The organism is Streptomyces sp. NPDC002994, assembly GCF_040611155.1.
In the GTDB taxonomy this organism is placed as follows: Bacteria; Actinomycetota; Actinomycetes; order Streptomycetales; family Streptomycetaceae; genus Streptomyces.
Map to the genome: position 1 here is coordinate 1 of NZ_JBEXNQ010000061.1, position 9,923 is coordinate 9,923.

2 protein-coding genes are annotated in these 9,923 nt (G+C 74.3%); both read left to right on the plus strand.

Translation table 11 applies throughout. The annotated features are described in order from the left end of the window. On the plus strand, positions 1 to 8,967 hold an 8,967-nt coding region (locus ABZX79_RS37510), incomplete at its 5' end, for an SDR family NAD(P)-dependent oxidoreductase (RefSeq protein ID WP_355268453.1). A 54-nt stretch (positions 8,968 to 9,021) separates the two neighbouring features. Beyond that, positions 9,022 to 9,923 (plus strand): beta-ketoacyl synthase N-terminal-like domain-containing protein (locus tag ABZX79_RS37515; protein ID WP_355268456.1); only part of this gene is annotated, 902 nt, incomplete at its 3' end.

The following is a 9,923-nucleotide window of genomic DNA, read 5'->3' on the forward strand; positions in this document are numbered from 1 at the left end:
TGGAAGGCCGCGTACACCTCACACGGGCTCGCCACCCGCCGGGTCGACCTGCCCACCTACCCCTTCCAGCGCACCCACTACTGGCTCGAAACCGCCGACCACGGCAGCACCGATGACCTCGCCTACCACGTCGCGTGGAAGCCGCTGGACGAAGCCGGGGTCCAGGACGAAGACGAGACCGGACCCCGGCTGTCCGGGCGCTGGCTGCTGCTCCTGCCCGAGCCTTCGCAGGATTCGGCCCGGAACCCGGCCCTGGCGCCGCACATCGCGGAGGGCATGGCTCGCGCTCTGGCCGACCGTGGCGCCGAGGTCGTGACGCTCGGCGTCGATCCCGCCGACGAGCGCTCCCATGTGCGTGTGCTGCTCGCGGAGGCGGCGCAGGGGCCGGGCGGCGCGCCGCTCCAGGGGATTGTTTCCCTCCTCGCCCTCGTCGACGGCACGAACCCCGAGCACTCCGAGCACCCCGCCCACCCCAACCTTCCGCCCGGTGTCGGCGCCTCGTTCACGCTGATCCAGGCGGCGGCCGACGCGGATGTCGGGGCCAGGCTCTGGACGGTCACGCGCAGTGCGGTGAGTGCCCTGCCAGGGGAGGAACCTGCCGCCGTACAGGCGCAGATCTGGGGCCTCGGCCGGGTGGCGGCCCTGGAACTGCCACACGTCTGGGGTGGGCTCCTCGACCTCCCCGCCGACGTTCACACGGACGCCCGAGGCCAGGATTCCTACCGGCGGGCAGCCGCCGTGCTCGCCGCCTCCGCGGACGGCGAGGACGAGGTGGCCGTACGGAGCGCCGGGACGTACGGACGCAGGCTCGTCCGGTCCGCGCCTGCGCCTGCGGCCGGTGCGGGGACCGCAGCCGCAGCCGGCGCTTCCGCGGCCGGACCGAACTGGCGGCCCCGCGGCGCGGCGCTGGTAATCGGGGACGTCGCGGCGGTGGCGGAGCCGCTCGCCCGGCGCCTGCTCGACGACGGCGCGGAGCACGTCGTCCTTGCCGGTCCCGCGGCCTCCCTTGCGGAGGTCTCGGCTCACGGGGCATCCGCCCGCGACGCATCCACCGCCGGGACCCTCGCCGACGCGCGCGTCAGCGTGGTGCCCTGCGACGTGACGGACGACGCCTCCCTGCGGTCGCTGCTCGACGCGCACGTACCGACCGCGGTGCTGGTGGCTCCGGGTGCTGTGGAGCTGAGCGCCCTGTCCGACACCACACCCGCCGTACTCGCCCGCGCGGTGCACACCAAGACGGACCTGGTGACCCGCCTGGAACGGCTTCTGGACGGCGTGGACCTCGACGCGTTCGTCGTCTTCTCGTCGGCCGCCGGTGTCTGGGGAGGGGCTGGACAAGGCGGCTATGCGGCAGGTGCGGCGCACCTGGACGCGTTCGCCGAGCGGCAGCGCGCCCGGGGCCGGGCCTGCACATCGGTCGCCTGGACGCCGTGGCGCGGGCAGGAGACCTCGGCCTCCGGGGCCGGCGAGTCCGTGGGGTCCGCCAGGGAAGCGGTCGTGACCGGGATGCGCAGGGCCGGCCTCACGCCGCTCGCACCGGGGCGGGCCGTCGACGCGCTCTTCCGGGCCGTGGGCCGGGGATCCGGCACCGTGACCGTCGCGGAAGCGGACTGGGAGCGGTTCGTCGCCGCTCGTGCGGCAGTACGGCCGTCGGCGCTCTTCGACGGACTGCCCGCCGTACACCCGCCCCGGGCCGCCGCGGTCGGCGGCCACGAGGGCGCGGAAGCCGCACCGCCGGACGGTACCGGCTCCGAGGACCGTCCGGAGGCCCCCGAAGTGGTCCGGCTGCTGGCCGGCCGGTCCGAGGAGGAGCAACTGAGGCTCCTGTTGCGGATGGTGCGCCGCCACGCGGCGACGGTACTCGGCCAGCCCTCCCTCGACGAGGTCGACGCCGGGCAGTCGTTCAGGGCCCTGGGCATCAACTCCGTGACCGCCGTCGAACTGCGCAACCGGCTGCGGACCGCCACCGGACTCGCGCTCTCCGCGTCCCTCGTCTTCGACCACCCCGACCCGGCCTCCCTCGCACGGCACTTGCGGGACCAGGCCCTGGAGCACGGGGCGGGGAACGACGTCAGCACCGCCGAAGCGCCGGTACGGTCCACCGGGACCACCCCGGCAGCGGCCCGTGACGGCGAACCCGTCGCCATCGTGGCCATGGCGTGCCGCTTCCCCGGCGGGGTGTCCACGCCCGAGGAACTGTGGCGGCTGCTGAACGAAGGGGAGGACGCGATCAGCGCCTTCCCGGACGACCGGGGCTGGAACCTGGACGAGCTGTACGACGCCGACCCGGACGCGGGCGGCCGTACCTACGTCCAGGAAGGAGGCTTCCTGCACGGGGCGCCGGACTTCGACCCCGCCTTCTTCGGCATCTCGCCGCGTGAGGCGGTGGCGATGGACCCGCAGCAACGGCTGATGCTGGAGACCTCGTGGGAGGCGTTCGAGCGGGCCGGGATCGACCCGGCCGAGCTGCGCGGCAGCCGCACCGGGGTGTTCGTCGGCACCAACGGCCAGCACTACCTGGGTCTCCTGCAGAACAGCGAGGAGAGCTTCGACGGCTACCTCGGCACCGGAAACTCGGCGAGCGTGATGTCCGGCAGGCTCTCGTACGTCTTCGGCCTCGAAGGGCCCGCCCTCACCGTCGACACGGCCTGCTCGGCCTCGCTGGTCGCGTTGCACCTGGCAGTGCAGTCACTGCGCAGGAACGAGTGTTCGATGGCGCTGGCGGGCGGCGCGACGGTGATGTCCACGGCCGAGATGCTGGTGGAGTTCTCGCGGCAGCGCGTGCTGTCGCCCGGCTGCCGGTCGCGGGCCTTCGCCGGCGCGGCCGACGGCGTGGTGCTCGGCGAGGGCGCGGGCGTACTGCTCCTGGAGAGGCTGTCCGACGCCGAGCGGCTCGGGCACCCGGTGCTGGCCGTCGTCCGGGGCTCCGCCGTCAACCAGGACGGGGCCAGCAACGGCCTGACCGCGCCCAACGGGCCCTCGCAGCAGCGGGTCATCCGCGAGGCGCTCGCGGACGCGGGGCTGCGTGCCGAGGACATCGACGCCGTGGAGGCGCACGGCACGGGCACCCCGCTGGGCGACCCCATCGAGGCCCAGGCCCTGCAAGCGACGTACGGGGCGTCCCGTACGGCCGACAATCCGCTGCGACTCGGCTCGGTGAAGTCCAACATCGGCCACGCGCAGGCCGCGGCCGGCGTCGCCGGGGTGATGAAGACGGTGCTCTCCCTGCGCAACGGAGTGCTGCCGCGGACCCTGCACGTCGACGAGCCGAGCCCACGCGTGGACTGGTCCTCGGGCACCGTCGCGCTCCTCACCGAGCCGGTGGCGTGGCCCGAGGGCGAGAAGCTGCGCCGCGCCGGGGTGTCGGCCTTCGGCATCAGCGGCACCAACGCGCACGTCCTCCTCGAAGAGGCCCCGCACCCCGCCGGCCGGGCAGAGGCCCCGCGCCCGGCTGACCTTTCGGGGACCCCGGTACTCCTGTCCGCGCCGGACCGCGCGGGGACCCCGGCACTTCTGTCCGCGCCGGACCACGCGGTAGCGGACGGCGTCGCCCCGCTGGTGCTCTCCGCCCGTACGGAACCCGCCCTCCGCACGTACGCGGGGCGCCTGCGCGGCGCCCTGCTCGACGACCCGGCCATCCGCCCGGCGGACGTCGGACTCACCCTGCTCACCGCCCGTACCGGCTTCGAGCACCGTGCCGTCGTCGGCGGCAGGAGCCGGGAGGAACTGCTGCACGCCCTGGACGCTCTCGCCGGAGACCGCGAACACCCCTCCGTCGCCAGGCACCAGGCCGGCCCTTCGGACGCCACGGTGTTCGTCTTCCCGGGCCAGGGCTCCCAGTGGCCGGCCATGGCCGAAGGACTGCTCGACCGCTCGGTGGCCTTCCGGGAGACCGCCGCGGCGTGCGACGCCGCCCTGCGCCCGTTCCTCGACTGGTCGGTCCTGGACGTGCTCCGGCAGGCGCCGGGGGCACCGTCGCTCGGCCGGGTCGACGTCGTCCAGCCCGTGCTGTTCACCATGATGGTGTCGCTGGCCGCATGCTGGCGCGCCGCGGGAGTGCGGCCGTCGGCCGTCATCGGCCACTCCCAGGGCGAGATCGCCGCCGCCTGCGTCGCCGGCGGCCTCTCCCTGGAGGACGGCGCACGGATCGTGGCCCTGCGCAGCCAGGCCTGGCTGACCCTCGCGGGCAAGGGCGGCATGGTCGCCGTGTCGCTCCCCGCCGCACAGGTACGCGGCCGGCTGGAGCGCTTCGGCGACCGCCTGTCGGTCGCGGCCGTCAACAGCCCCGGTACGACAGCGGTGTCGGGCGACCCCGAATCGCTGCGTGAACTCCTGTCCGAGCTGGCGGCGGACGGCGTCCACGCGCGTGCGATCCCCGGCGTCGACACAGCGGGACACTCGGCCCAGGTCGATGCCCTGCGGGAGCGCCTCATGCAGGAACTCGCCCCGGTCGCGCCCAGCGCCGGCGGCGTTCCCTTCTACTCCACCGTCACCGGCGGGCTGCTGGCCACCGCCGAGCTGGACGCCGCCTACTGGTACCGCAACATGCGCGAGCCGGTCGAGTTCGAGCAGGCCACCCGGGCGCTGCTCGCCGACGGCCACCACACCTTCCTGGAGACCGGCCCGCACCCCATGCTGGCCGTCTCGCTGGAGCAGACCGTCTCCGACGCCGACGCCCCGGCCGTGGTCCTGCACACCCTGCGCAGGGAGCGGGGCGGCACGGAGGGCTTCGGGCTCGCGCTCGCCACCGCCTGCGCCCAGGGAATCGACATCGACGCCGAGGCGCTGTACGGGCCGCGGGCGCGGTTGACCGAGCTGCCCACCTACCCCTTCCAGCGGCAGCGTTACTGGTACCACGCGCCTGCGCGGCGCGGTGACACGGCGTCCGTCGGACTGGCCGACGCGGGCCACGCACTGCTCGGCGCCGGGGTCGAACTCCCCGAATCGGCGGGTCACGTCTACACCGCGAGGCTCGGCACCGGCACCCGGCCCTGGCTCGCCGAGCACGCCCTGCTCGGCACGCCGCTGCTGCCCGCCACCGGCTTCGTCGACCTGGTCCTGTGGGCCGGCGCCCAGTCCGGCTGTGGACGGATCGACGAACTCGCCCTCCGTACCCCTCTCGTGCTCCCCGGCGACGACGCCACCGGCTCCACGGCGGACACCGTGGAACTGCGCGTCCAGGTCGGCCCCGCGGACGAGGAAGGGCACCGCACGGTCACCGTGCACTCCCGGGAAACAAGCCTCCCGCCGGGATCGCCCTGGCACCTGCACGCGCAGGCCACCGTCACCCCGGCCCCGGCCGGAACTCCCGCGGCCTCCACCGGAGTTCCGGCCGCGACGGTACCGACGGCGGACACCCTCACGGGCCCCGCACCGATAGCCGGCGGAAGCGAGGCGTGGCCCGCACCCGATGCGTGGCCGGAGCCCGGCGCCGCGTGGCCACCGGCCGGGGCGCGGGCGGCCGGCACCCCCGACCCCGCCGCCTTCTACGGCGCCTTCGCGGAGCGCGGCTACGACTACGGCGACACCTTCCAGGGCTTCCGCAGCGGCTGGCGGGACGGCGACACCGTGTACGCCGAAGTCGCACTCCCGGGGCCGGTGGCCGCCGAGGCGCGTGACCACGACGTCCACCCGGCCCTGCTGGACGCAGCCTTGCAGACCATGAGCCTGGGCGAGTTCTTCCCCGCCGACGGCCGGGCCCGCATACCGTTCGCCCTGCGCGGGGTACGCCTGTACGCCACGGGCGCCGACCGCCTCCGCGTCACCCTGTCGCCCGCCGGCCCGGAAGCCGTGCGACTGCTGTGCACCGACGGCGAGGGACGGCCCGTCCTGGCGATCGACGAGCTCGTCGTCCGCCCGGTGCCGGCCGGACAGCTCGCGGAACTGTCCCGCGCCGACCGCCCCGGCAGGCGCTCCGCCACGGGCAGCGGTTCGCTGTACCGGGTCCAGTGGGACCGCGGCCCCGTGCCCGCCTCCCCGCCCGCCTCCCGGTGGGCCGCCGTCGGCGACGACCACGCCGGGCTCGCCGCCGCGCTCGCCGCAGCGGGCATCGGCTGCGAGACCCGCCCCGACCTCGGGTCGCTGCGCGACGGCCGCACCGCCGAGGGAGCCGTGCCCGACGTCGTCGCGGTCCAGTTGCCGCACCACGTGGGCGTCCCGGATCCGAGCACCGTGCGCGCGGTCCTGGAGCAGACCCTCGAAGTGGCGCAGCAGTGGCTGCGGACCGCCGGCCAGGCGTCCGCCAGGCTCGTCGTCGTCACCCGCGGCGCCGTCGCCGTCGGCCCGGACGAGACCGTGCGGGACACGGCTGCCGCCTCCGCCTGGGGGCTGATCCGTTCCGCCCAGTCCGAGGAGCCCGACCGGATGGTGCTGCTCGACCTCGACCCGGACGACGACACGGTCAGCGGCAGCGCGCTGGCAGGCGCGCTCGCCTGCGGGGAGCCGCAGCTCGCGATACGTGGCGAGCACGTGCACACACCCCGTCTGACCGCCATGGGGCCGACGACCCCCGACACGCTGCGACTGCCCGACACCGACACCGGCACCGGTGCCCCCGCCGACGCCGACGCCGACGCCGACGCCGAAACCGTGGCCGACGCCGTAGCAAGGACCGGGTCCGCCGCCTGGCGGCTCGGCACCTGCGGTGACGGCACCCTGGAGGGGCTGCGCCTCGAACCGGCGCCGGACACCCTGGCACCGCTGGAGCCCGGCCGCATACGCATCTCCGTACGGGCCGCCGGGCTGAACTTCCGCGACACGCTCATCGCGCTGGGCCTGTACCCGGGAGACGGCGTCATGGGCGCCGAGGGTGCCGGCGTGGTGACCGAGGTCGGCCCCGGCGTCACCGGCTTCGCCCCGGGCGACCGGGTGTTCGGAATGTGGACCGGTGGCTTCGGCCCGTACGCCGTCGCCGACCACCGCATGGTGGCCCGGATCCCGCAGGGCTGGTCGTACGCGCAGGCCGCCTCCGTACCGGCCGTGTTCCTCACCGCCCACTACGCGCTCCACCGGCTCGCCCAGGCCCGCCCCGGGCAGTCCCTGCTGATCCACGCGGCGACGGGCGGCGTCGGCATGGCGGCACTCCAGCTCGCCCGGCACCACGGCCTGACGGTGTACGCGACCGCGAGCACCCCCAAGTGGGACACGCTGCGCGAGCTGGGGCTGCCCGACGGGCACATCGGGAACTCCCGCACCCTGGAGTTCGCCGACCGCCTCCTGGCGGAGACCGGCGGCCGGGGAGTGGACATCGTCCTCAACTCACTCGCCGGTGACTTCGTCGACGCCTCGCTGCGACTGCTGCCCCGTGGCGGCCACTTCCTGGAACTGGGCAAGGCCGACGTACGGGATCCCCGCACCGTCGCAGAATCGCACCCCGGCACCACCTACCGGACCTTCGACCTCGTCGAGGCCGGCCCGGAGACCGTCGGCGAGATGCTGGGAGAACTGCTGGAGCTCTTCGAGACCGGAGTGCTGCACCCGCTGCCGCTGACCGTCCACGACGTACGCCACGCCCGCCGCGCCTTCCGCACCCTCAGCCAGGGCAAGCACACGGGCAAGCTCGTGCTCACCATGCCGCCCGCCTTCGACCCGCACGGCACCGTCCTCCTCTCCGGCGGCACGGGAACGCTCGGCAGCGCGGTCGCCCGCCACCTGGTCGGCGAGCACGGCATACGCCATCTCCTCATCGCGGGACGGACGGGCGGCGAGGCCGAGGGCGCGGCGGACCTCGTACGGGAACTCGCCGCGCTCGGCGCGGACGTGACCGTACGGGCCTGCGACATGGCCGACCGGGACCAGCTCGCGGCCCTGATCGACGCAGTCCCGCCGGCCCACCCGCTGAACGCGGTGGTGCACACCGCGGGCATCTTGGACGACGGAACCCTGCCCTCGCTCACCCCGGACCGGGTGGCCGCCGTGCTGCGGCCCAAGGTCGACGCGGTCCTGCACCTCCACGAGCTGACCAAGGATCTCGACCTGGCCGCTTTCGTCCTCTACTCGTCCTCCTCCGCACTGTTCGGCAGCCCCGGCCAGGGCAGTTACGCCGCGGCCAACGCCTTCGTGGACGCCTTCGCCCAGTACCGGCGCGGGACGGGGCTGCCCGCCCTCTCCCTCGCCTGGGGGCTCTGGGAGCGCAACAGCAGGATGGCGGAACACCTCGACCAGGGCGACATGCGCCGCCGGCTGGCCCGCGGCGGCATCCTGCCCCTGACCGACGCCGAGGGGGTGGTCCTCTTCGACGAGGCCCAGAGCTGGGACGAGGCACTCCAGGTCCCCATCCGCCTCAACCAGGCCGCGCTGCGGGCCCTGGACACGGTGCCTCCCTTCCTGAGCGGTCTCGTACGGAACCGGCGCGACCCCCTCCCCGCCGCAGTTCCGGACGGCTCCGGCCAGGCCACCGGCACCTCCCTCAAGGACCGGATCGGCTCGTTGCCGCCCGCCGAACGGAGGGAAGCGGTACTGACCGCCGTACGCACCCACGCGGCAGCCGTACTCGGCTACGGGGAGGACGGCGAACTCGCCGCCGACCGGAACTTCCGCGAACTGGGCTTCGACTCGCTGACGGCGGTGGAACTGCGCAACCGCCTCACGGCCGCCACGGGGCTCCGGCTCGTCGCCACCCTGGTGTTCGACCACCCGACACCCGAAGCGCTCGCCCGGCACCTCCACGACCGGCTCGCCCCGGACAGCCCGGCGGAGAGCGACGACCTCTCCGTCGTCACCGAACTCGACCGGCTGGAGAAGCTCTTCGTACGCCTCACCGAGCAGGGCGGGCCGGACCAGGCCCTGCCCGACGGCACGCGCCGGCACGAGATCAGGAACCGGCTCGCGGCCCTGACCGGACTGTGGGACCGGCTCAACGGCACGCCGGACGACCCCGCCGAACCGGACGGCGACGAGGGAGTGCCCGGAACGCTCGACGCGGCCGACGACGACGAGCTCTTCGCCTTCATCGACGAGCGGTTCTGACCCGCCCCGCCACAGCCCGAACCGACGACCGAACCACCTTGGGGTGACGAAAGCATGGCTGACGAGCAGGAGCTCCGCACCTACCTGAAGCGGACCACCATCGAACTCCACCGCGCCACCACACGGCTCAAGAAGGCGGAGGACCAGGCGCACGAGCCGATCGCCATCGTGGGGACGGGGTGCCGGTTCCCCGGTGGGGTGGCTTCCGCGGAGGACCTGTGGGACCTGGTGGCCTCGGAGACGGATGCGGTGTCGGGGTTTCCGGCGGACCGGGGCTGGGATGTCGCGGGGTTGTACGACCCGGACCCCGGGGCGGTGGGACGTACGTATTGCCGGGAGGGGGGTTTTCTGCACGGGGCGGGGGAGTTTGATGCCGCGTTCTTCGGGATTTCGCCGCGTGAGGCGGTGGCGATGGATCCGCAGCAGCGGTTGCTGTTGGAGACGTCGTGGGAGGCGCTGGAGGGCGCGGGCATCGACCCCCGCACCCTGCGCGGCAGCCGCACCGGTGTGTACGTCGGCGCCTGGGACGGCGGCTACACGCGGGACGTCGACCCCTCCTCCGCCGAACTTGAGGGAGACCTGCTGACCGGCGGGGTGGTGAGCTTCAGCTCGGGCCGCATCTCCTACGTCCTGGGGCTTGAGGGTCCTGCGGTGTCGGTGGACACGGCGTGTTCGTCGTCGTTGGTGTCGTTGCACCTCGCGGTGCAGGCACTGCGCCGGGGCGAGTGCGACCTGGCCCTGGCGGGCGGCGTCACGGTGATGGCGACGCCCACGGTCTTCGTGCAGTTCTCCCGCCAGCGGGGCGTCGCCCCGAACGGTCGCTGCAAGGCGTTCTCGGACGGCGCCGACGGCTTCGGCCCTGCCGAGGGTGCGGGGATGTTGTTGGTGGAGCGGTTGTCGGATGCGCGTCGGCGTGGGCATCGGGTGTTGGCGGTGGTGCGGGGTTCGGCGGTGAA